Origin of the sequence: Hydrocarboniclastica marina (assembly GCF_004851605.1) — a bacterium.
Classification (GTDB): Bacteria; Pseudomonadota; Gammaproteobacteria; order Pseudomonadales; family Oleiphilaceae; genus Hydrocarboniclastica; species Hydrocarboniclastica marina.
In genome coordinates this window covers 4,079,924-4,101,825 of sequence record NZ_CP031093.1, presented here as the reverse complement: position 1 = coordinate 4,101,825, position 21,902 = coordinate 4,079,924, and the positions used below count along the sequence as shown (strand labels likewise).

Annotated in this window: 22 protein-coding genes; 17 read left to right on the top strand and 5 right to left on the bottom strand. The window is 57.4% G+C overall.

Annotation, left to right across the window (positions count from 1 at the left end; translation table 11 throughout):
• Window positions 1-297: 297 nt before the first annotated feature.
• The 16 genes from mnmG to soil367_RS18020 all read left to right on the top strand — a co-directional run bounded on the left by mnmG (window position 298) and on the right by soil367_RS18020 (window position 17,049).
• Window positions 298-2,184, top strand: coding sequence for a tRNA uridine-5-carboxymethylaminomethyl(34) synthesis enzyme MnmG (gene mnmG, locus soil367_RS18095; protein WP_136550420.1), 1,887 nt, complete (start codon window positions 298-300; stop codon window positions 2,182-2,184).
• Complete coding sequence (gene rsmG, locus soil367_RS18090; RefSeq protein ID WP_136550419.1) at window positions 2,184-2,831, top strand: 16S rRNA (guanine(527)-N(7))-methyltransferase RsmG; 648 nt, start codon at window positions 2,184-2,186, stop codon at window positions 2,829-2,831. The genes mnmG and rsmG overlap by 1 nt, the downstream gene beginning before the upstream one ends.
• Window positions 2,832-2,941: 110 nt before the next feature.
• Window positions 2,942-3,736, top strand: coding sequence for a ParA family protein (locus tag soil367_RS18085; protein WP_136550418.1), 795 nt, complete (start codon window positions 2,942-2,944; stop codon window positions 3,734-3,736).
• Window positions 3,737-3,822: 86 nt separating this feature from the next.
• Window positions 3,823-4,698 (top strand): ParB/RepB/Spo0J family partition protein, encoded by an 876-nt coding sequence (locus soil367_RS18080; RefSeq protein ID WP_136550417.1) that lies wholly within the window; start codon window positions 3,823-3,825, stop codon window positions 4,696-4,698.
• A 349-nt stretch (window positions 4,699-5,047) separates the two neighbouring features.
• Entirely contained in the window at window positions 5,048-5,392 is a 345-nt protein-coding gene (locus soil367_RS18075; protein WP_172962389.1) for an ATP synthase subunit I, read from the top strand.
• A gap of 19 nt (window positions 5,393-5,411) precedes the next feature.
• Window positions 5,412-6,254 (top strand): F0F1 ATP synthase subunit A, encoded by an 843-nt coding sequence (gene atpB / locus soil367_RS18070; RefSeq protein ID WP_136550415.1) that lies wholly within the window; start codon window positions 5,412-5,414, stop codon window positions 6,252-6,254.
• 112 nt (window positions 6,255-6,366) lie between these two features.
• A complete protein-coding gene (gene atpE, locus soil367_RS18065; protein WP_136550414.1) occupies window positions 6,367-6,594 on the top strand; it encodes a F0F1 ATP synthase subunit C in 228 nt (75 codons plus the stop codon).
• 78 nt (window positions 6,595-6,672) lie between these two features.
• Window positions 6,673-7,143, top strand: a complete 471-nt coding sequence (locus soil367_RS18060; RefSeq protein WP_136550413.1) for a F0F1 ATP synthase subunit B — start codon at window positions 6,673-6,675, stop codon at window positions 7,141-7,143.
• Window positions 7,144-7,155: 12 nt separating this feature from the next.
• Window positions 7,156-7,692: a F0F1 ATP synthase subunit delta gene (locus soil367_RS18055; protein ID WP_136550412.1), complete on the top strand. Its 537-nt coding sequence runs from the start codon at window positions 7,156-7,158 to the stop codon at window positions 7,690-7,692.
• A 28-nt stretch (window positions 7,693-7,720) separates the two neighbouring features.
• Entirely contained in the window at window positions 7,721-9,265 is a 1,545-nt protein-coding gene (gene atpA, locus soil367_RS18050; protein WP_136550411.1) for a F0F1 ATP synthase subunit alpha, read from the top strand.
• A gap of 78 nt (window positions 9,266-9,343) precedes the next feature.
• Window positions 9,344-10,207, top strand: coding sequence for a F0F1 ATP synthase subunit gamma (gene atpG, locus soil367_RS18045; protein ID WP_136550410.1), 864 nt, complete (start codon window positions 9,344-9,346; stop codon window positions 10,205-10,207).
• A gap of 51 nt (window positions 10,208-10,258) precedes the next feature.
• Window positions 10,259-11,656, top strand: a complete 1,398-nt coding sequence (gene atpD / locus soil367_RS18040) for a F0F1 ATP synthase subunit beta (protein ID WP_136550409.1) — start codon at window positions 10,259-10,261, stop codon at window positions 11,654-11,656.
• Between the two features lie 36 nt (window positions 11,657-11,692).
• A complete protein-coding gene (locus soil367_RS18035) occupies window positions 11,693-12,115 on the top strand; it encodes a F0F1 ATP synthase subunit epsilon (protein WP_136550408.1) in 423 nt (140 codons plus the stop codon).
• 371 nt (window positions 12,116-12,486) lie between these two features.
• The gene (gene glmU, locus soil367_RS18030; RefSeq protein WP_136550407.1) at window positions 12,487-13,863 is read left to right on the top strand and encodes a bifunctional UDP-N-acetylglucosamine diphosphorylase/glucosamine-1-phosphate N-acetyltransferase GlmU; all 1,377 of its coding nucleotides are present in this window, start codon (window positions 12,487-12,489) and stop codon (window positions 13,861-13,863) included.
• A gap of 70 nt (window positions 13,864-13,933) precedes the next feature.
• On the top strand, window positions 13,934-15,766 hold the full coding sequence (glmS, locus tag soil367_RS18025; RefSeq protein ID WP_136550406.1) for a glutamine--fructose-6-phosphate transaminase (isomerizing): 1,833 nt from the start codon (window positions 13,934-13,936) through the stop codon (window positions 15,764-15,766).
• Entirely contained in the window at window positions 15,766-17,049 is a 1,284-nt protein-coding gene (locus soil367_RS18020) for a M23 family metallopeptidase (protein ID WP_136550405.1), read from the top strand. The genes glmS and soil367_RS18020 overlap by 1 nt, the downstream gene beginning before the upstream one ends.
• A 205-nt stretch (window positions 17,050-17,254) precedes the next feature.
• On the opposite strand, the gene soil367_RS18015 is transcribed toward soil367_RS18020, so the two are convergent.
• The 5 genes from soil367_RS18015 to hmuQ all read right to left on the bottom strand — a co-directional run bounded on the left by soil367_RS18015 (window position 17,255) and on the right by hmuQ (window position 20,478).
• Window positions 17,255-17,464 carry a cold-shock protein gene (locus soil367_RS18015; protein ID WP_136550404.1) on the bottom strand — a complete coding sequence of 70 codons (210 nt, stop codon included), beginning with the start codon at window positions 17,462-17,464 and terminating at the stop codon, window positions 17,255-17,257.
• Window positions 17,465-18,022: 558 nt separating this feature from the next.
• Complete coding sequence (locus tag soil367_RS18875; protein WP_172962388.1) at window positions 18,023-18,175, bottom strand: hypothetical protein; 153 nt, start codon at window positions 18,173-18,175, stop codon at window positions 18,023-18,025.
• A gap of 211 nt (window positions 18,176-18,386) precedes the next feature.
• Window positions 18,387-19,274, bottom strand: a complete 888-nt coding sequence (locus soil367_RS18010; RefSeq protein ID WP_172962387.1) for an esterase/lipase family protein — start codon at window positions 19,272-19,274, stop codon at window positions 18,387-18,389.
• A 45-nt stretch (window positions 19,275-19,319) separates the two neighbouring features.
• Window positions 19,320-19,985, bottom strand: a complete 666-nt coding sequence (locus tag soil367_RS18005; protein WP_136550402.1) for a hypothetical protein — start codon at window positions 19,983-19,985, stop codon at window positions 19,320-19,322.
• 190 nt (window positions 19,986-20,175) lie between these two features.
• Window positions 20,176-20,478: a heme-degrading protein HmuQ gene (gene hmuQ, locus soil367_RS18000; protein ID WP_136550401.1), complete on the bottom strand. Its 303-nt coding sequence runs from the start codon at window positions 20,476-20,478 to the stop codon at window positions 20,176-20,178.
• A gap of 507 nt (window positions 20,479-20,985) precedes the next feature.
• Here hmuQ and soil367_RS17995 point away from each other — a divergent pair.
• Window positions 20,986-21,873: a carboxylate/amino acid/amine transporter gene (locus soil367_RS17995; protein ID WP_136550400.1), complete on the top strand. Its 888-nt coding sequence runs from the start codon at window positions 20,986-20,988 to the stop codon at window positions 21,871-21,873.
• Window positions 21,874-21,902: the final 29 nt, after the last annotated feature.

Here is a 21,902-nt window from a genome sequence, read left to right as displayed (position 1 = left end):
CTTTATAAAAGTATAAAAATAACAGTAGCTTAAAATAAAAATCAAGCTTTGTGCGGGCGGTCATATCTGTGGATAAGTTTATGGGTAACTACTTCAGAACCCGTGCCTAACACCCTGAAGTCCATACATTTACGGCCAGTGGTCTGCCGCGCGCTCCCCAGCGTTGAAAATTGATCAAAAAACCGACATTTCTCTGCAAAGGCCGCAGTCAACGAGTATACTGGCGGCCCGTTTTTATTCTTTTCCGATCCAGTGGTTTTGGTCTGATCCGGCTGGATTTCGATCTTGAGGTGGTGTGTGGATTACCCGACGCGATTCGATGTCATCATTATTGGTGGCGGTCATGCTGGCACCGAGGCCGCACTGGCGGCGGCTCGACTCGGCTGTCAGACGCTTCTGCTGACACACAATATCGAAACGCTGGGCCAGATGTCCTGCAACCCGGCCATTGGCGGTATTGGCAAAAGCCACCTGGTCAAGGAAATCGATGCGCTCGGCGGCGCCATGGCCCGAGCCACTGATCTTGGCGGCATTCAGTTCCGCGTACTGAACGCCCGCAAAGGCCCTGCTGTCCGTGCCACCCGGGCCCAGGCTGACCGTATTCTCTACAAGGCCGCGGTACGCAACATTCTGGAGAATCAGCCCAACCTGCGTATTTTCCAGCAGGCTGCGGATGATCTTATTGTTGAGAATGAGCAGGTCCGCGGTGTCGTCACCCAGACAGGTATCCGGTTTCACGCCAGTACCGTGGTTCTGACCACGGGCACGTTCCTGGGCGGCGTGATTCATGTCGGGCTCGACAGCCATGCCGGGGGCCGCGCCGGGGATGCGCCAGCCAATGCCCTGGCCCAGCGTCTGCGCGAGTTGCCTTTCAACGTCGGCCGCCTGAAAACCGGAACGCCGCCGCGAATCGACGCCAATACGGTCGACTTTTCGGTCATGCAGGAGCAACCGGGCGACACGCCAACGCCGGTAATGTCCTATCTGGGCACTGGTGCTGAGCATCCGCGCCAGGTCCCCTGCCATATCACCCGGACCACCGCAGAGACCCATGACATCATTCGCAGCGGGTTTGACCGTTCGCCGATGTTCTCCGGTGTTATCGAAGGCGTCGGGCCGCGCTACTGCCCATCCATTGAAGACAAGGTCAATCGCTTTGCCGACAAGGATTCCCACCAGATTTTTGTCGAGCCGGAGGGGCTGACCAGCCGGGAACTCTATCCCAACGGGATCTCCACGAGCCTCCCGTTCGATATTCAGATTCGCGCTGTGCAGAGTATTCCCGGCTTCGAGCGGGCTCATATTACCCGCCCCGGTTACGCCATCGAGTACGATTATCTTGATCCGCGGGACCTGAAGCACACGCTGGAAACCAAGTTCATCGCTAATCTTTACTTCGCTGGCCAGATCAACGGCACGACGGGCTACGAGGAGGCGGCGGCCCAGGGCCTGTTGGCGGGCATCAATGCAGGACTGCGCGCACAGGACAGGGACGGGTGGTATCCCCGTCGTGATGAGGCCTATCTCGGCGTGCTGGTCGATGACCTGATCACCATGGGCACGCAGGAACCGTATCGCATGTTCACCAGCCGTGCGGAATATCGCCTTATCCTGCGTGAGGACAATGCCGACCTGCGCCTGACTGAAACCGGCCGCAACCTGGGCCTTGTCAACGATGAACGCTGGCAGAAATTCAGCGAGAAAAGCGAAGCCATTGAGCGAGAGCGTGAGCGTCTGGACAAAACCACAGTGCGACCCGCAACAGAAGCGGGCCGGATTGCAGATGGCTTTCTCAACCGCCCGCTGGCGCAACCCCAGTCCCTGGCTGATCTGCTGCGCAGGCCGGAAATTGAGTACGCGCACCTGGCCGAAATCTCGGGTCAGCGCACTGAAGACCCGGCGGTTTCTGAACAGGTCGAAATCCAGGTCAAGTACGAAGGCTACATCTCCCGCCAGCAGGACGACATTGACCGCCTGCGTCGACACGAGAATATGCCCTTGCCGATTGATCTGGACTATGACTTGGTCGGCGGTCTGTCGAATGAGGTCAAACAGAAGCTCAAGGGCGTGCGACCGGAAACAATCGCCCAGGCTTCCCGGATCCAGGGCATTACGCCTGCAGCAGTGTCACAGCTGCTGATACACCTAAAGAAACGCGACCTCCTACGTAAGCAGTCGGCCTGATGGCAACGGATACCGCCTACCGCGAAGTCCTGGTGAAGGGCGCCGCGCAGCTCGGGTTGACATTGTCAGAGCATGAAACAGACCGCCTGCTGGCATTTCGCGAGCTGTTGGAAAAGTGGAACAAGGCCTATAACCTGACGTCGGTCCGGGACCCGGCTCAGATGATCGGGCGGCATCTGCTCGACAGTCTGAGCATTGCGCCATGGGTAACGGCCACCGATCTGCTTGATGTAGGTTCGGGTGGCGGGTTGCCGGTACTGCCTCTGGCGATCATTATGCCTGGCACCCGTTTTGTCGCGCTCGACAGCAACAGCAAGAAAACGCGTTTCCTGACCCAGTGCAAGCTAGAGCTGGGTCTGGACAATGTAGAAGTCGTCCATGCGCGCGCAGAGGATTTCCAGCCCGCGCAACGCTTCTCCCAGGTCAGCTCGCGGGCCTTTACGGCCATCGCCAATATGGTGCGCTGGTGCGGCCCGCTGCTGGCCGAGGAAGGCGAATTTCTTGCCATGAAAGGCCCGGAGTGGATTGCAGAGCTGAGTGATGTGCCGACGGCGTGGTATCTTGCTGCTGACCACGGGCTGCAGGTTCCGGGCTGCGAAGGCCAGCATCACCTGCTCATAATCAGGCGTTCCGGCACACACGGGTAGACCGAGGAGGTCTCGGCCAGGCGTTCCTGGAGCTAGCTCGTAAACTGCGGGCAGAAGACCGGGCGACTAAAGTATTTTCTACACACTGACGGGCTCAAGGGAGAAGGCAGATGGCGCGTATTGTCGCGGTGACCAACCAGAAGGGCGGGGTCGGCAAAACCACGACCTGCGTCAACCTGGCCGCCTCACTGGCTGCGACCCGGCGCAACGTACTGCTCGTGGATATGGACCCGCAGGGCAATGCTACGATGGGCAGTGGCATCGACAAGAACGCCCAGGCCCATAACGGCTACGACCTGCTGACCCGCAAGGCAGAAGCTGCAACTGTTGTGGTGCCGGCCGGTGAAGCCGGGTTTGACCTGATTCCCGGCAACGGCGACCTCACCGCAGCGGAAGTTGAGCTGATGAATGAGATCGGTCGGGAGCACCGCCTGCGTCTCGCCCTTAAAACGATCCGCGAGCGTTATGACTTCATCCTGATCGATTGCCCGCCGTCCCTGAACCTGTTGACTGTTAATGCCCTGGCCGCTGCCGACAGCGTGCTGATTCCGATGCAGTGTGAATACTATGCGCTGGAAGGTCTGGCTGCATTGATGAATACCATCGAACAGATCCAGGAAACGGTAAATCCTGCGCTGGAGTTGGAGGGCATTCTGCGAACCATGTATGATCCGCGCAACAGTCTGACACTCGATGTATCCGGTCAGCTCAAAGAGTTCTTTGGCGACAAAGTATACTCTGCGGTTATCCCTCGCAATGTGCGGCTTGCTGAAGCCCCCAGCTACGGGTTGCCCGCGCTCAAGTACGACCGGCAGTCCAAAGGTGCGCTGGCCTACCTTGCGCTGGCTGGAGAAATCGTCCGCAAAACAGGTATCGGAAAGCGCTCGCGAGCTGTTACGGCCTGACGGTAAACCTCCGATCCAGGCGCTGCCGGGCTCCCATCAAGTTCTCTTGCAACGTTTTTGTTATCAACAGGACACCGACTATCAACATGGCAGCCAAAAAACGAGGTTTGGGAGAGAGAGGGCTGGGCGCCCTGCTGGCCGGCTCGCGTGTCAACATAGAGCGCGATGGCGGAGAAGCTGCCGATAGCGAGCTGCGTGAACTGCCGATTGACGTCATACAACGCGGACGTTACCAGCCGCGTCGGGACATGGATCCGGACTCACTTCAGGAATTGGCTGAGTCAATTCGTCAGCAGGGTGTCATGCAGCCGGTGGTGGTTCGGCCGGTCGGCGACGGCCAGTACGAGCTCATAGCAGGCGAGCGTCGCTGGCGTGCCACGCAAATCGCCGGTCTCGACCGGATTCCCGCGCTGATTCGGGACGTGCCCGATGCTGCAGCTATAGCCATGGCCCTCATCGAGAATATCCAGCGCGAGAACCTCAACCCGATCGAGGAAGCTTTCGCGCTGCACCGGTTGCAGGTTGAGTTCGGTCTGACCCAGGCTCAGGTGGCTGAAGCAGTGGGCAAGTCCCGAACCACTATCACCAACCTTTTACGTCTGGTTAACCTCTGCCAGGAAGTGCGGGTTATGCTCGAACACGGCGACCTGGAAATGGGGCACGGCCGGGCGATGCTGACCCTGGAGCCCGACCAGCAGGTGCAGGTTGCGAGGCAAGTCGTCGCAAAAGCGCTGTCAGTGCGGCAGACAGAGCTGCTGGTTCGCCAGATCCAGCAGGAAAAACCCAAAAAGTCGAGCGGCCAACCTCCTTCAGACCCCAATATACGCCGATTGCAGGATGACCTGTCCGAAAGATTGGGCGCGAATGTAGCCATCAGTCACGGTGCGCGCGGCAAAGGCAGGGTTGTGATTGAGTACAACTCCCTTGACGAGTTGGATGGCATTCTGGGCCATATCCGCTAGCGGGTCGCGCCCAGGCCCCGAATTCTGACCGCCGCCGTCTGTGGCGTCGATACCACAACATTTAGTAGCCCATTGCTGCAAGCCAAACTAATTGTGCGGTTATTTCGCACTGCGAACCGACTTCAAAGCTGGATTTGTGCAGGGGTTAGCCAACCCCTTGTTGAACCAAGCTCCCTGAACCCCTATAATCTCCCGGCTTTTGACGAAGCGCCACTGCTTATCTGGTCTCGCGGCATCGCTGTGGCTTCAGCTGAGGTGGTGCGCGGGTCAGACAGGGTGCGATCGATTCGGGACGGCCATGAGATCAAGACGCGCAGCGGGCCTCCAGCGTCCCCCAATCAAGCTTTTAATGGGGCTTCAAAGCGGCGTGGCGTTATTGGTTAGCGCGGCTTTTCTAACTGAAGGCAAGGTGGCCGGTTACTCTGCCCTACTGGGTGCACTGGCGGCACTGATACCGAATTTCTACTTCATCCTGAAAGCGTTTACTTTTTCCGGCGCCCGCGCTGCTCCTAGAATGGTCAGCGCGATGCAGAAGGGCGCAGGCGGCAAACTGGTTCTGACTGCCGTCATATTTGCAGTGGTTTTTATATTCGTGAAGCCGATCAACATAGCGGCGCTGACATTCACTTTTGTGGTACTGGTCCTTGTGAGCGCAACGGCTCCCTGGCTCATAAGCCGGACACCGCAACGATAAAACAACGTGAGAGCACGGTATGGCAGCGGGAACGTCGGCCGATTATATTCGGCATCACCTCCAAAACCTGGTTTACGGCAATCATCCGGAACTCGGCTGGAAGTTCGCGGATAACGCAATTGAAGCTCGGGAAATGGGCTTTATGGCGGTCAATGTGGATACCCTGGGCTGGTCTATAGCCATGGGCATCCTGTTTCTGGGTATTTTTCGCTTTGTCGCCACCCGTGTTACAAAAGAAGGCGTTCCTGGCGGGCTTCAGAATGCGGTAGAGATGCTGCTTGAGTTCTCGGAAACCGTAGTCAAAGACAGTTTTCACGGGCGTAATCCGGTCATCGCGCCACTGGCGCTGACCATCTTTGTGTGGATTCTGCTGATGAATGCGCTGGATCTGGTGCCGGTCGATTATATCCCTACCATAGCCCACGCGCTGGGAGCAGACTATTTCAAAATAGTTCCGACGACTGACCCCAACGTCACTGTGGGGCTGGCACTTGGCGTGTTTATCCTGATTCTTTACTACAGCTTTAAAATCAAAGGTCCGATCGGCTTTTCGAAGGAATTGGCATTTACACCGTTTAACCACTGGTTGGCCATTCCCTTCAACCTGTTTCTCGAAATTTTGGGGCTCCTTACCAAACCCCTGAGTCTGGCGCTGCGGTTGTTCGGCAATATGTACGCGGGTGAGGTCATTTTTATCCTTATCGCGCTGTTGCCGTTCTGGGTCCAGTGGACCCTCAGTGTTCCCTGGGCGATTTTCCACATTCTGGTAATCACCCTGCAGGCTTTCATCTTCATGGTTCTGACTGTTGTTTACCTCAGTGCAGCCCATGAGAGCCACGAGGGACCTGCAACTCCCCCGTAGTAGCACCGGGCTGAAGCAGTAGCCCCCGGGCTAAAGCATGGAGTCTGAAGAATATAAACCTGTTACACACCCTTAAGCTTGTTCCGAAACCACAGTAAATTTAGGAGTTGTTATGGATTACGTTTATCTTGCTGCATCCCTCATGATCGGTCTGGGCGCCCTGGGTACGGGCATCGGCTTCGCCATTCTGGGCGGCAAACTGCTTGAATCCACAGCACGTCAACCAGAGCTGTCTGCACAGCTACAGACTAAAACCTTCCTGATGGCAGGTCTGCTGGACGCCGTGCCTATGATCGGCGTTGGTATCGCGATGTACCTCATCTTCGTAGTCGCCGGTTAATTCAGATTCCAGTTCGGGTGTCACTGACACCCGTAAATCTGCTCCCGGACGCAACGAGATAGCAAGAGGTACATTGCCGTGAACTTAAATCTTACCTTGATCGGGCAAACGATCGCCTTCGCTATATTCGTCTGGTTCTGCGTCAAATACGTTTGGCCGCCTCTGAGCGATGCCATGCGTGCGCGCCAGAAGAAAATAGCAGAAGGCCTGGCCGCTGCAGATCGCGCTTCGCGTGACCTGGAAATGGCACAGGAAAACGCTGCTCAGGAAATGCGTAAGGCCAAGCAAGAAGCGGCTGCATTGATCGAACAGGCGAACAAGCGCGCCAACCAGATCGTGGAAGCTTCCAAATCTGAAGCCCGTCAGGAAGGCGACCGCTTAATCGAGCAGGCGAAAGCCGAAATTCAGCAGGAGCGTAATCGGGCTCGTGACGGACTGCGGAGTGAGATCGCCGCACTTGCCATCGCCGGGGCGGAGAAAATCCTGGAAACCTCTGTCGATGCCAAAGCGCACAGCGAAATGCTGGATAAGCTGGCAGCGGAACTGTAAAAGAGGTTCATCATGGCAGAACTGATAACGCTAGCGCGGCCATACGCCAAGGCAGCGTTCGAAACAGCGCAGGCAGAAAACAGGCTCGCCGAATGGAGCGAAGTGCTGGCTTTTGCCGCTCAGGTTACAGCGAACAGCGACGTACGCGCGCTGTTGGCTAGTCCTCGGGTGGCTGACGAGCGCAAAGCAGACTTTCTGATTGAGTTGTTCGGCGAAGGTTTGTCCGATTCGGCCACAAATTTCGTCAAACTCTTGGCCGAAAACCAGCGTCTGGCTCTGCTGCCCCATATTCACACTCTTTTTGAGACTGCTCGGGCGGATCTGGAGCGCACGGTGGATATCGAGGTGAGCGCGCCATATGAGTTGACCGAAGAGCAGCAGCAAAAGCTGTCTCAGGCACTGTCAAAAAAGTTAGAGCGCAAAGTGAGCCTCGCGACGACAGTAGACACGTCGCTGATTGGTGGCGTGGTAGTCCGCACAGGGGACATGGTTATAGACGCCTCCGTACGCGGAAAGCTGACCAAGATGGCCGAGGCATTAAGCTCCTGATTTCAGCATAAGGTTTGAGGATAAAGGCATGCAGCAACTGAATCCATCCGAGATCAGTGAAATTATCAAGAAGAGGATCGAGCAACTCGATATCTCTTCCGAAGCCCGTAACGAAGGCACCATCCTGTCAGTTTCCGACGGTATCGTTCTTATCCATGGTCTGGCCGACGTTATGTACGGCGAAATGATCGAGTTCGAGAGCGGGCTTTACGGAATGGCGCTCAACCTTGAGCGCGACTCTGTTGGCGCGGTAGTGCTGGGTGACTATGAAAACCTGGCCGAAGGGCAGAAAGTTCGTTGTACCGGTCGCATTCTTGAAGTCCCGGTCGGCCCTGAACTGCTTGGACGCGTTGTAGATGGCCTCGGTAACGTGATCGACGGCAAGGGCGACCTGAATACGACCCTGACTGCGCCGATCGAAAAGGTTGCGCCGGGTGTTATCGCCCGTCAGTCAGTTGATCAGCCTGTTCAGACCGGCCTGAAAGCGATCGATACCATGGTGCCAATCGGCCGCGGCCAGCGTGAGCTGATCATCGGCGATCGTCAGATCGGTAAGACAGCGGTAGCGATTGATACCATCATCAATCAGAAGAACACCGGCATTAAGTGTATCTATGTCGCGATCGGCCAGAAGCAGTCGTTCATTGCCGGGGTGGTCCGTAAGCTGGAAGAGCACGGCGCGATGGACCATACCATCGTCGTGGCCGCAGGCGCCGCTGACCCGGCTGCCATGCAGTACCTGGCACCATACAGCGGTACGTCGATGGGCGAGTATTTCCGTGACCGTGGTGAAGACGCGCTGATTGTCTATGATGATCTCAGTAAGCAGGCCGTAGCCTATCGCCAGATTTCTCTGCTGCTGCGTCGTCCGCCAGGCCGTGAAGCCTACCCGGGTGATGTCTTCTATCTGCACTCCCGTCTGCTTGAACGTGCTTCCCGGGTTAATGCTGACTACGTTGAACAGATGACCAACGGTGAAGTCAAAGGCAAGACCGGTTCACTGACCGCCCTGCCCCTGATCGAAACCCAGGCCGGTGACGTTTCCGCGTTCGTACCGACGAACGTAATCTCGATCACCGACGGTCAGATCTTCCTCGAAACCAACCTGTTCAATTCCGGTATTCGTCCGGCTATGAACGCCGGGGTATCTGTTTCACGGGTTGGCGGCTCTGCTCAGACCAAGATCATGAAGAAGCTGGGTGGCGGTATTCGTCTCGCCCTGGCCCAGTATCGTGAACTGGCAGCTTTTGCCCAGTTTGCGTCTGACCTTGATGAGGCAACGCGCAAGCAGCTGGAACACGGCCAGCGCGTCACCGAACTGATGAAGCAGAATCAGTACAGCCCGATGTCGGTAGCGGAAATGGGAACTGTACTCTATGCGGCCAACGAAGGCCTCCTGGACGACGTCGATGTCGATAAGGTTGTAGCGTTTGAGGCGGCACTGCTTGATTGGATGCGAGCTGAACAATCGGAGCTTCTGGCCAAAATCAACGAAAAAGGCGACTACAACGATGAGATCGCCGCGGGGCTGAAAGCTGCAATTGAGAAATTCAAGACCACTCAGAGCTGGTAAGTTACGTTGAGAGCGTGGCTTCCTGGGCCACGCAGACAGCGGTTTCAGTGAGTGTCCCACTTGAAAAGGCAGTGAATTATGGCCGTCGGAAAAGAAATACGCAGTCAGATTTCCAGCATCAAGAGCACGCAGAAGATCACCAGCGCCATGGAAATGGTTGCGGCGAGCAAGATGCGTAAGGCTCAGGAGCGCATGCAGGCAACCCGCCCATATGCCGACAAGATGCGCCAGGTTATCAGACATGTTGCAGGCGCCAACCCTGAATACAGGCACCCGTTTATGTTCGAGCGGGAAGTCAAACGGGTAGGCTATATCGTTGTGTCGACGGACCGTGGACTATGCGGCGGCCTGAACATCAACCTTTTCAAGGCGCTTATCCGGGACATGTCCCAATGGCGTCAGAAAGGGGTTGAAACAGATTTGTGCGCCATTGGCCAGAAAGGGACGTCCTTCTTCCGTAATTACGGGGGCAATGTGGTCGCGGCCCTTACCAGCCTGGGCGACAACCCCAGTGCCGATAAGCTGATTGGTAACATCAAGGTCATGCTGGATGCGTTCGAAGAAGGCCGGATTGATCGGTTGTTCCTGGTTAATAACCGTTTCGTCAATACGATGACCCAGAGTCCTGAAATCGAGCAGCTGATTCCCCTTGCGCAGGACCCGGACGAAGCAGAGACCACGGGCCAGTGGGACTATCTCTACGAGCCCGATGCACGACCGCTGCTGGACGGTTTGCTGCCGCGCTACATCGAGTCCCAGGTTTATCAGGGCGTAGTGGAGAACCTTGCCTGCGAGCAGGCCGCGCGGATGATTGCGATGAAGAGTGCCAGCGATAATGCCGGTGAGATCATCGGCGAGCTTCAGTTGGCCTATAACAAGGCGCGTCAGGCAGCGATTACCCAAGAGATTTCCGAGATCGTGAGCGGCGCGACTGCTGTTTAACACGCACGATCCTACTGGTTTAGCGACTATTAAAGATACGAGGAACCGAGCATGAGTAGCGGACATATCGTTCAGATCATCGGCGCGGTTATCGACGTGGAATTTCCGCGCGATGCCGTACCCAAGGTGTACGACGCGCTGCTGCTTGAAGGCGGCGAAACTACCCTGGAAGTCCAGCAGCAGTTGGGCGACGGCATTGTGCGTACCATTGCCATGGGCAGCACCGAAGGCTTGCGTCGTGGTCTGAAAGCTGAAAACACAAACGCCCCCATTTCTGTCCCGGTTGGTACTCAGACCCTGGGTCGGATTATGGATGTGCTGGGCCGTCCCATCGACGAAGCCGGCCCGATTGGCGAAGAAGAGCGTTGGGCCATCCACCGCAAGGCCCCGGGCTATGCGGACCAGGCAGCCTCTTCAGACCTGCTCGAAACGGGTATCAAGGTTATCGACCTGATCTGTCCGTTCGCCAAGGGCGGTAAGGTCGGCCTGTTTGGCGGTGCCGGTGTTGGCAAGACCGTCAACATGATGGAACTGATCAACAATATCGCCAAAGAGCACTCCGGTCTGTCGGTATTCGCCGGTGTTGGTGAACGTACCCGTGAAGGTAACGACTTTTACTACGAAATGAAGGACTCCAACGTCCTTGATAAGGTAGCGATGGTGTATGGCCAGATGAACGAGCCGCCGGGCAACCGTCTGCGCGTCGCCCTGACCGGGCTGACCATCGCCGAGAAATTCCGTGATGAAGGCCGCGATGTACTGCTGTTCGTGGATAACATCTACCGGTATACGCTGGCCGGCACCGAAGTATCCGCCCTGTTGGGCCGTATGCCTTCGGCGGTAGGTTACCAGCCGACTCTGGCTGAAGAGATGGGCCAGCTGCAGGAGCGCATCACCTCGACCAAGGATGGTTCGATCACGTCCGTGCAGGCCGTCTATGTACCTGCGGATGACTTGACTGACCCGTCGCCCGCTACCACCTTCTCGCACCTTGACGCCACCGTGGTATTGAGCCGGGACATCGCCGCGAAGGGTATCTACCCGGCGATCGACCCGCTTGACTCTACCAGTCGTCAGCTGGACCCGCTGGTGATCGGTCAGGAACACTACGAAGTCGCGCGCGGCGTCCAGAACGTCCTGCAGCGCTTCAAGGAACTGAAGGACATCATTGCGATCCTGGGTATGGATGAGTTGTCGGAAGACGACAAGCTTATCGTATCGCGGGCGCGTAAGATCGAGCGCTTCCTGTCCCAGCCGTTCTTTGTTGCGGAAGTTTTTACGGGCGCACCCGGCAAGTACGTACCATTGAAAGAAACCATCACCAGCTTCAGGGGCATCCTGAACGGCGACTACGACGATCTGCCGGAGCAGGCCTTCTACATGGTCGGCACCATCGAGGAAGCCGTCGAGAAAGCGAAGGGAATGAAAGCCAAGGCGAAAGCCGCCTAAGCAGCTCATTTCCGGACTGATTGAAGAGGCTATGAGATGGGTATGACAGTGCACTGTGATGTGGTTAGCGCCGAGGAGAAGATCTACTCGGGCTTGGTGGAGATGCTGATCGCCACCGGTTCCGAAGGTGAACTGGGTATAGCGCCCAGTCATGCTCCTTTGCTGACCGCGCTCAAGCCTGGCCCCGTGCGTGTGATCAAACAGGGTGGTGAAGAAGAGGTCTTTTACGTCTCTGGTGGCTATCTGGAAGTACAGCCATCGCTTATCACCCTTCTCGCTGACACAGCGCATCGGGCTGGCGATATGGACGAAGCGGCAGCACAGGAAGCCAAAAAGGAAGCTGAAAAGGCGTTGGCGAACCGAACCGGGGAGTTTGAATATTCCCGTGCAGCAGCAGAGCTTGCTGAAGCCGCGGCCCAGCTACGGACTATTCAGCAGCTTCGCAAGAAGGTTCGCTAGTCCCTGCCTCGCCATTTTGCTACGAGCCAAACAGAAAAACCGTACCCGACAGGCTGTTTAGTTTAGCCTCGGAGGTGCGGTTTTTTTTCGCCTAAGGCATATTGTTCCTGGGCTTTCGATAAGCCCAGGTCCAGCAAGGGCCACCTGAACTACGAAAGCCGGGATAGCCAGCATCGAAATGTAGGCTTTTTGCGAACTCAAGGGAGCAGGCACGCGGAGCAACCCAAGTCCTGCGCCGATGTGTTCCTCGCCCAGCGGTGCCTCACGAAGTACCGCATTGTCCTAAGTGAACATTCCGAAAAGGACAGGGGTAGGTCTATTCGCTAGACTACCGGCCCGTTCTGATCATTTCAGGAAGTAGACCAGACGCTATGAAAACGCCTCTCCATGTCATTATTCTCGCGGCCGGCCAGGGCTCCAGAATGAAGTCCAGCCTGCCCAAAGTGCTCCATGCGATCGCCGGCAAGCCCATGTTGCACCATGTGATCGACACCGCGCGGGAACTCGACGCTGCCGGCATCCATGTGGTAATCGGACACGGCGCAGATAAAGTCCGGTCAACAACGGCCGACGATGATATCCAGTGGGCGATGCAATCAGAACAGCTGGGAACGGGACACGCCGTAGCCCAGGCTCTCCCTGCCGTGCCGGATGATGCCCATATACTGGTCCTCTACGGTGATGTGCCGCTCATTCGCACGGAAACCCTCAGCTCGCTCGTCAGTACAGTGTCAGCAGAGCAAATGGCGCTGCTGACTGTCGAACTGGACGACCCCCAGGGCTACGGTCGTATCGTGCGCTCGGCTAAGGGCATCGAGGCCATTATTGAACAAAAGGATGCCTCAGCTGAGCAGCTCCTTATCAAGGAGGCCAATACGGGTATTCTCGCCGCAACAGCACGGCATCTGAAGAGCTGGTTACCCGCGCTGTCCAGTGAAAATGCGCAGGGCGAGTATTATCTGACCGACATTATTGCCATGGCTGCGGGTGAAGGCACAGGTATAGCTGCGGCTCAACCTGCCTCAGTCGCAGAGGTACAAGGCGTCAACAACCGGCAGCAGCTTGCCGGTCTTGAACGCGCCTATCAGCGAGCCCAGGCCGACGCGTTAATGACAGCGGGAGTAACGCTGGCGGATCCTGATCGATTGGACGTCAGAGGAAGCCTCCACTCAGAGGGTGATGTCTTTGTTGATGTCGGCGTGGTGTTCGAGGGCAATGTGCGGCTGAACGCCGGCGTACATATCGGTCCGTATTGCGTAATCCGCGACAGCGAAATCGCCGCGAACACACGCATTGAGTCACACTCGATCGTTGAAGGTGCCAGTATTGGGCCGGGCTGCACGGTGGGCCCATTTGCCCGTCTTCGACCGGGAACTGTCCTGGCAGAGGGCGCCAAAGTCGGCAATTTCGTCGAGACGAAGAAAGCAACCATCGGGCCCGGCAGCAAGGTCAACCATTTGAGCTATATTGGTGACACCCGTATGGGCAGCAGAGTCAATATCGGCGCAGGTACAATTACCTGCAACTATGACGGCGCCAACAAGTTCGAAACGGTGCTCGGCGATGATGTTTTTGTGGGCTCCAACAGCGCTCTCGTCGCTCCGGTTGAGGTGGGCGCTGGCGCCACCATCGGTGCAGGCTCGACGATTACACGGGCCGTAGCTGACGGTGAACTGGCGATAGGCCGGGGTAAGCAACGCAACGTCGAAGGCTGGAAGCGGCCGCAGAAGAAATCCAGCACCGACTGACCGCAGCGGATGGGCAAACCAAAGCCTCCGGCTGCGCCGGGAAAGGCATACCAACAGAGGCAGACGACAGATGTGTGGCATTGTCGGCGCAATTGCGCAACGGGATGTACAGGGAATTTTGCTGGAAGGCCTGCGGAGGCTGGAATACCGAGGCTACGATTCAGCCGGTATGGTCGTTCGCAACGATTCCGGGCAACTGGTCCGCCACCGTGAGTTGGGCAAGGTAGCTGCGTTGGCAGACGCCGTCGACCACCAGCCCCTACATGGCGGTACCGGCATTGCTCACACCCGTTGGGCAACGCACGGCGTGCCTTCCCAGGATAACGCGCATCCGCACATGTCTGGTGAACGTCTGGCACTGGTCCACAACGGCATCATCGAGAATTTCCAGGAGCTGCGGGAATCGCTTGAGGCCGAAGGCTACCGGTTTACCTCCCAGACCGACACTGAAGTCGTAGCGCACCTCATCGAAAAACACTACCAACAAACGGGCAGCCTGCTGACCGCCGTTCGGCAAGCCCGCGCGATCCTGCACGGCGCGTATGCCCTTGCGGTAATGCATGCGGATGAGCCGAACTGCATCATCGTTACCCGCGAAGGCAGCCCTCTGGTCCTTGGGGTTGGGATTGGCGAGCACTTTGCAGCTTCTGATCCCCTGGCGCTTTTGCCTGTAACCGACCGTTTTATCTACCTGGAAGAAGGGGATCTGGCCCAAGTCGAATTGGACCAGGTACAGATCTGGGACCGTGAAGACGCGGTCGTCACCCGATCAGTAACCCGTTTCGAGCATTCCGCCGACGCTGCGGAGAAAGGTGCATTCCGGCACTTCATGTTGAAAGAAATTTACGAGCAGCCGGAAGTTATCCGCAACACCATGGCTGGCCGGATGACGGAGAGCCGTGTACTCGAGCGTGCGCTCGGCGCCAAAGCAATGGAGTTGCTGCCGGAGATAAAAAACGTCCAGATAATAGCCTGTGGAACCAGCTACCACGCCGGTATGGTGGCCCGGTACTGGATTGAAGAACTCGCGGGGGTCCCTTGCAGTGTGGAGGTCGCGTCGGAGTACCGCTACCGCAAACACGTTATTCAGGATGGCACGCTGTTCCTGACCATTTCGCAGTCCGGCGAGACCGCGGATACCCTGGCCGCATTGCGTCAGGGCAAGGACGCCGGATTCCGCGCAGGGTTGGCAATCTGTAACGTAGCCGGCAGTTCCCTGGTGCGAGAGTCCGACATGGTGGTCATGACTCAGGCCGGGCCTGAGATCGGGGTAGCATCAACCAAAGCCTTTACCACGCAGCTGACAGCATTGCTGATGTTCACCCTGGCCCTGGCGCGTCAGAATGGACACAGTGCTGAGAATGAGAAAGCTATTGTCGAAGCACTGCACCTGCTACCCGGCCAGATACAGGAGGTTCTCGATCTGGACGCGGACATCGCCAAGCTGGCGGAGCACTTTGTGGAGAAGCACCACAGCCTTTTTCTCGGCCGTGGCACCCTCTTTCCGATCGCCATGGAAGGTGCACTCAAGCTCAAGGAAATTTCTTATATTCATGCGGAAGCCTACCCGGCCGGCGAGCTCAAACACGGCCCATTGGCCCTGGTGGACAGCGAGATGCCGGTCATCACGGTCGCGCCCAACAATGAGCTGCTTGAGAAGCTCAAATCCAATCTGCAGGAAGTCCGTGCCCGGGGCGGGGAGCTGTTTGTCTTTGCCGACCGCAAATCTGGCCTGAAGCCGGAGGAAGGGATTCATGTGATGACGCTGCCGGAAGTGCACCCGATCGTCGCACCTATTCTGTACACCATTCCCCTGCAACTGTTGTCCTATCACGTGGCTGTTCTCAAAGGCACTGATGTGGATCAGCCGAGAAACCTCGCAAAAAGCGTAACGGTAGAGTAATGCTACCGAGGCAGACTCAGCTCAGGCTTTCGCTTGGGCTGCTGATAGGCGTTGCCCTCATGGTTCTGGGGTGGCTGCAGACCCCGCCTGAAGAATCCCTGCCCATCGTTCAGGTGAAACCTCTGGCCCCGGTTGAACCCGTAGCAATACCCACCGCCCCAACCAGATCGCCGCCAGCAGTTCAGCAGGAGTTCGAGCTCAAGACGGGGCAGGCGCTGGTGCATGCGCTTCGGGACCAGGGTATCGAAGCCGGGCAGTCGGCCGAGGTAGCACAGGCCCTGACGGCTATTTTTGACGTGCGCAAGCTGCGCGCCGGTCAGCGCTTCACGTTGACACTCAAGCCAGACAGTGAATCTCCTGAGATAGAGTCGCTGTCTTTCAAAGTGGGCCTTGACCGTCAGATCGTTATCCAGCCGGAGGGTACTGCTTACGTCGCTGAAGAACGTGAAGTGCCCCATGAGCGTCGGATAGAAGCCGGTACGCTGGTTGTAAGGGGCAGCCTTGGCGAAGCAGCGGAAGCTGCCGGAGTGCCGCAGGAAGTGATCCTCGAGATCGTCCAGCAGTTGGGCTACCGGATCGACTTCAACCGGGATCTGCGGGAGGGCGACCGCATCGATCTGACCTATGAGCGTTTTATCCACGTCGATGAAGGCACAGAGCATGTGGGCGGGCTGTTGTCGGCGCGCTTACAACTTGAGAACAGGGCCCCGATAGAAATCTATCGATATACCACCCGCGACGGCATTGTCAGCTTCTTCGATAAGGACGGTGAGAGCATCGAAACCGAACTCGCACGGACGCCGGTCGTAGGGGGCTACCTGACTTCGTCATATGGTCCACGGCTTCACCCTATTCTGCGCATCTCCCGCATGCATAAGGGCATGGATTTCGCCGCACCCAAAGGTTCAGCGGTCGTTGCAGTTCGTGCAGGGCGTATCGCCAGGGCGAACCGTAACGGCAGCTTCGGCAAATACATACGCATAGACCACGGCAATTCCATAGAAACGGCCTATGCCCATCTATCAGCGTTTCGGGAAGGGTTGAAAAAAGGGGATCGGGTGGCCAAGGGCGAAACCATTGGCTATGTCGGCGAGTCCGGACTGGCTACGAGCCCAAGCCTGCACTACGAAGTTCTGCGTAACGGCCGGCAGGTCGATCCGCGCGCTTTCAAATTACCGCCGCGTATCAGACTGCAGGGGGAGGAACTGGCTCGTTTCAGGCAGCGCCAGGAAACCGTGCAGGCAGAATTACTCAGTGTTATAGACGAAAAGTCAGACGCCTGAAGCTTAAGCTACAGAGCTTCGCGGGTCATCAGAACTCTTGGATTTGATCAGTGTACTGCGAAGGGAGGGGTACAGTAATCCGCACCCCTGGCCTTGAGTCCCAGCCGTAAGCTCCACTGCACAGACGGGCGCCGGCCCAGTGGCGTTGGGACAAAGCTTAGCTGGCCAGCCATACGAACGGCCAGCATCGGCAGACGTCTCCGGTTTAGACCGGTGTGACGTTCTCGGCCTGAGGACCTTTCTGGCCCTGGGTAACTTCCATCGTTACACGCTGTCCTTCGTAAAGGGTCTTGCGGCCACTACCATTGATTGCACTGTGGTGAACAAAGACGTCCTTGCCACCTTCCTGCTCGATGAAACCGAAACCCTTCTCATCGTTGAACCACTTAACGGTGCCTTCCACTTGATTAGCCATATCACTCTCTTACTCAATCATGCCAATGGTATTGGCGTTACGGTTAACCGACCCCGATGGGCCGGCGGACACTGACTCATTCTCGATAAGCGAGCTGCTTTGCCTCGTATGAGTCTGTGTTTTCGGGATGCCGCGCCGGGTATCATCCATAGCGCGGTCATAGGATCAGATTCAGGTCCGGCTGTTAGCAACTGCGTTGCCTGTTTCAACCCGGGACATGACGAAATGTTTTGCGGCTTGCTGGCAGGGTGATACACAGCCCTTTTGGCCCATATTTGCCCAACAGGGTCAGCGAAGACAGCAGAGGAAGCCGGGGTCTGACGGGAGGGTGTAACGCTGTTGTCGATCTCGCAAATGGCGGGAACGAATTTCTCGGGCGTGCCGAGACAAGCAAATATCATAGAGCCTTTACTCTGCGGGCTGCCAAGCAGCCTTGGCCTGTCTGGTAAGGCAGGGTGTGCCGTGCCATGCATTTAAAAATCAGCATACCCGAGAAACAGGGGCAAGGAAACAGAGAAATTCTTTCCACTCAGTAACGCAAGCGGCGACGCGACATGACTAGTCACGGGGCGGGGACAATTGCGGTGGCGCAAGTTCAAATATCTCCCGCTCGTCCGTCACCGGTTGGTAGCGGTGGCGAGCCAGGTGGCTGAGACCTGCACCGCCATACGCTACCGACGAATAGGCCACGTTGGCAATCAGGTGGTGCATGGAACGGGTGATCTTCACAGCCGGCCGATTTGGTGCCAGCGCCTCGACGCTCCGGAACACGGTGTCCGCTATCTGGAGGTGGGTCCGGTGAATGCGCGGTGCGGTTTCCTTGACCGCGTGGCCGATCAGGTCCAGCCAGCCGACCAGGTGGTCCGGCCGAAACCTGCGTTTCAGCCGCGGCTGCTCCGTCCGGGATTCGTCGTGCTCGTAGTTACTGATGTCGACACCACTGGGCTATCTGAAGGTAAACGTCTGAATGGTGGGCCAGCCGAAGATGGCCGACGCCAGCAAAATGGGCTTCACCGGCCAGGCCCCATACTTCGCTGTGTGGGCCTCGGGCACTGCTGCGGGGCACCAATGCATCGCCAGGGATCTCGTCGGTGCGGGCGTTACTGGCAACATGGAGGCTGCCGGATGCGACAAAATGGCGGATGCCAGTCACCAGCGTCGGCGGTGATAAGGTATCCCAGCAGCCGGATGTGAGGTTGCAGATGCCGGTGCTGCGCACGTCCAGTAACTCACCCGCCACTTGCAACGGTACCAGTTCCTGGCGGCGGAGCCATTGGGCACCCTGATGGGCCAGGCGCGCAAGCGGCGCGCCGAGATGGGGTGTGCCCAGGTAAACGCATTCACTGACCGACGCCAGCCAGGGTTTCTGCTCAGAACGGCCCACTTCGCAGGCCGCGCGGATGATCAGCCCGCCCATACTGTGGCCGATGAGGCAGAGCTGATCGATTGGGGTGGGCCAGTCCTGCACCAGCCGCTCGAGCTCGGCCGCAAGAAGCTCGCCGTTTTCCCGCAGGCCCAAGCCGGTGTTGTAGTGAAGGTAGAGTGGTGAAAAAGCTTCAAATCGGGCCAGAAGCGCCCCGTAGTCGGTGTCGCGCCGCTTGGGGTAATCCCATATGCTGCTGGTTTCGGTAAGCCCATGCACGAGCACACATATTTTGCGCTGACACTGCGCGTCGGTCTTTGGCTTGCCACTCAGGTACATGTTCAGGGCAAGTGGGTTGCCGCGGTGGTGTAGCCAGTCTCCCAGCAAACCGTTAATAATTGCCAGGCTCTCGCGGTACAGTGAGAATGACGGTCGCGGTGTGCTCATAGGCATCTCTCAGGCATGTAAAAGCGCATTGTCACGCAGAAAGGCCTACTGGGCTGGCTGCTTGAACATGGGCAGCTGAACCAGCGGCGTGTTCGGTGGAAGCCGGTAGAAACTGTCGGGCCTGTCCTGCGTCCTGATAGCTTCCAACTGCACACCGCCTGCCTGTTTGAGCAGGCCGCCATAGCCGCTTTGCTCCAGCTGTTCGATAGCCGCGGCGGCGGCCTCGCGGTCTTCGGCACTCAATACTTGCCCCAATCTCACCGCGGCGGTGATGAAGCCTTTGGTGATTTTGGTCACTTGCGGGTCTTTTGTCAGAACCACTTCCGACCGATTGTTGCCGACCTTGACCTGGTGAACCTGGCCCTCGTAGCCCGCTACGGTCTCCTGCCGTCCGGTATCCTGGATCTCAGGGACAAGGTCAGCCGCTTTCTGATCCGGCGCCAGTGCCTGGTTACGCAGGGTTGAGACCATCGAGCCCATCTGCTCAAGGTCCATGGCCATTCTCATGCCGGCTTTTTCCATAACCATGAACATCTGGTCGCCATTGAGAAGCAGGTAGCCATGGGGCGCAATGTCAGCCCGAAGTGTCTTGTCGTCCTTGTAGTACACCTCCAGCGTATTGTTGCCCGGCAACCGGTACCGGCCTGCCAGGTCGGCGTACGCGGTAGCCGTGGTAAAGATGAGCACGAGTGTTAGCAACGTTTTATACATAGGGTGAATCATTCCCGCTGGGTTTGTTCAGACTGATATTCGTCATCATCTGCAATCATATTCTTTACTGTATCAAGCCCGGGCCTGGGGCGGAACTGTCGTTATTGGTCCTGCAGCGCCTGTGCTATGGGTCCCCAAAGGGCACAAACAGAGGCCAGAGGCGCTATTTCCAGTTTATGTTGCACGCGCTCTAGAGAACGGAACTGAAGCCCTCGAAGGCCGGCGGACCGAGGTAGATATCCCGGGCGGGTTTCGCGTTGGCGTGAGCTTTGCGGAATGCCTCTGATTTGGTCCAGTCGATGAAAGCTTCTTCCGAGGCCCAGACACTGTGGGAAGCGAAGAGCGTGTGGTCTTCGTGGCTCGGGCCCTGCAGCAGGTTGAAGCTTTTGAAGCCCGGGACTTCGTCCAGGTAGGTTTCTCTCTGGCGCCAGATCCCGATAAATTCCTGTTCCTTGCCCGGGGCGATCCTGAAGCGATTCATGGCGATGTACATAGTCTCTGATTCTCCCTTTTAGACCTGTTTGAGCTTGGCCCCCAGCAGCCGGCCTGGCACCTTTCGTCCTGGTCAAACGCGAAGCTTTTGCCGCTCAGCGGTAAGTGGACCAGGATCCGACTGGCCTGGATAAACTGCCTTGTCCGTGTGCCGTCAGCACTTTTCCCTGTCGTGTGGCGCAGAACACGCCGTTTTGCCACCCAGGGGCGTGGCCTTCACCCAGCCTTTTTCTTTCGCCCCAATATTGCCGTGACAGCAGTAAAACACGAACAAAGGCGACCAGAGGCTGTGGCATCCCATGTCCACCACGTCGGGTTTACTCGACTATACGTTGTCCGCTGCTGCCGCGGTAGCAGTGAGACTGATCAGCCGGGCTGCCAGACCGGTGCGCGTAATGGCCCTTCGGCCAATCTCCGAACTCATTGATCTTCCTTGGCGACGGATATCCTGCTGCCGGGCACCGGAATGCACCGTATACTCTGCCGCAAATTTTGTCTGGAGTTGAGCATGATCTACCTGGTTCTCGTCACGGTCCTCTGGGCTGTGTCCTTCAGCCTCATCGGCGAGTTTCTGGCCGGGCAGGTCGACAGTGATTTTGCCGTACTTAGCCGCGTGGTCCTGGCTGGCCTGGCTTTCTTGCCAATGACCCGTTGGCGCGGGGTCCAGCTTGAACTGAAGCTGGGAGTCACGGTGGTGGGAGCGCTACAATTTGGTGTTACTTACCTCTGTCTTTATCGCTCATTTGCTTACCTGAGCGTGCCGGAAGTCCTGCTCTTCACGATATTCACGCCGCTCTACATCACCCTTATGGACGATCTGATCAAAGGGCGCTTTTCACCCGTGGCGCTTGTAGCGGCGGCGCTGGCGACGGTCGGTGCGGGTATTATCCGGTATGACGGACTCAGCAGCGATTACTTCACCGGTTTTCTACTGCTGCAGGTAGCCAATGTCACCTTCGCAGCCGGGCAGATCGGCTATAAACATCTTGTACAGCGATACCCTACCGAGGTGCCGCTGCATCGTTTTTTCGGCTACTTCTATGCGGGAGCGCTAGTGTTCGCGCTGCCTTCATTTTTACTGTTTGGCGACCCGGAGCGGCTCCCATCTTCAGCGTTACAATGGGGCGTCCTGGTTTGGCTCGGGCTTGCGGCTTCCGGCTTGGGGCTGTTTTTGTGGAACCGGGGCGCATGCCTGGTTGATGCGGGTACGCTTGCGGTCATGAATAACGCCCTGGTCCCGGCCGGCCTGCTGGTTAATCTGGTGATCTGGAACCGCGACGCAGACTTGTTGCGCCTTGTCCTGGGCGGATCCGTGATCGGCTGCTCGCTCTGGGTCAATGCGCGTTTTTCTCAACATGCCGTATGGGCGCGAAAACAGACAGCCCCGGGTAGCTAACCTGCTCGTCAATCCGGCGAATTGTTCCC

Excerpts from the sequence above, each read along its gene's own strand:
- rsmG (WP_136550419.1), top strand. The coding sequence starts at position 2,184 with ATGGCAACGGATACCGCCTACCGCGAAGTCCTGGTGAAGGGCGCCGCG.
- soil367_RS18085 (WP_136550418.1), top strand. The coding sequence starts at position 2,942 with ATGGCGCGTATTGTCGCGGTGACCAACCAGAAGGGCGGGGTCGGCAAA.
- soil367_RS18080 (WP_136550417.1), top strand. The coding sequence starts at position 3,823 with ATGGCAGCCAAAAAACGAGGTTTGGGAGAGAGAGGGCTGGGCGCCCTG.
- soil367_RS18075 (WP_172962389.1), top strand. The coding sequence starts at position 5,048 with ATGGGGCTTCAAAGCGGCGTGGCGTTATTGGTTAGCGCGGCTTTTCTA.
- atpB (WP_136550415.1), top strand. The coding sequence starts at position 5,412 with ATGGCAGCGGGAACGTCGGCCGATTATATTCGGCATCACCTCCAAAAC.
- atpE (WP_136550414.1), top strand. The coding sequence starts at position 6,367 with ATGGATTACGTTTATCTTGCTGCATCCCTCATGATCGGTCTGGGCGCC.
- soil367_RS18055 (WP_136550412.1), top strand. The coding sequence starts at position 7,156 with ATGGCAGAACTGATAACGCTAGCGCGGCCATACGCCAAGGCAGCGTTC.
- atpA (WP_136550411.1), top strand. The coding sequence starts at position 7,721 with ATGCAGCAACTGAATCCATCCGAGATCAGTGAAATTATCAAGAAGAGG.
- atpG (WP_136550410.1), top strand. The coding sequence starts at position 9,344 with ATGGCCGTCGGAAAAGAAATACGCAGTCAGATTTCCAGCATCAAGAGC.
- atpD (WP_136550409.1), top strand. The coding sequence starts at position 10,259 with ATGAGTAGCGGACATATCGTTCAGATCATCGGCGCGGTTATCGACGTG.
- soil367_RS18035 (WP_136550408.1), top strand. The coding sequence starts at position 11,693 with ATGGGTATGACAGTGCACTGTGATGTGGTTAGCGCCGAGGAGAAGATC.
- glmU (WP_136550407.1), top strand. The coding sequence starts at position 12,487 with ATGAAAACGCCTCTCCATGTCATTATTCTCGCGGCCGGCCAGGGCTCC.
- glmS (WP_136550406.1), top strand. The coding sequence starts at position 13,934 with ATGTGTGGCATTGTCGGCGCAATTGCGCAACGGGATGTACAGGGAATT.
- soil367_RS18020 (WP_136550405.1), top strand. The coding sequence starts at position 15,766 with ATGCTACCGAGGCAGACTCAGCTCAGGCTTTCGCTTGGGCTGCTGATA.
- soil367_RS18015 (WP_136550404.1), bottom strand. The coding sequence starts at position 17,464 with ATGGCTAATCAAGTGGAAGGCACCGTTAAGTGGTTCAACGATGAGAAG.
- soil367_RS18875 (WP_172962388.1), bottom strand. The coding sequence starts at position 18,175 with ATGCACCACCTGATTGCCAACGTGGCCTATTCGTCGGTAGCGTATGGC.
- soil367_RS18010 (WP_172962387.1), bottom strand. The coding sequence starts at position 19,274 with ATGAGCACACCGCGACCGTCATTCTCACTGTACCGCGAGAGCCTGGCA.
- soil367_RS18005 (WP_136550402.1), bottom strand. The coding sequence starts at position 19,985 with ATGTATAAAACGTTGCTAACACTCGTGCTCATCTTTACCACGGCTACC.
- hmuQ (WP_136550401.1), bottom strand. The coding sequence starts at position 20,478 with ATGTACATCGCCATGAATCGCTTCAGGATCGCCCCGGGCAAGGAACAG.
- soil367_RS17995 (WP_136550400.1), top strand. The coding sequence starts at position 20,986 with ATGATCTACCTGGTTCTCGTCACGGTCCTCTGGGCTGTGTCCTTCAGC.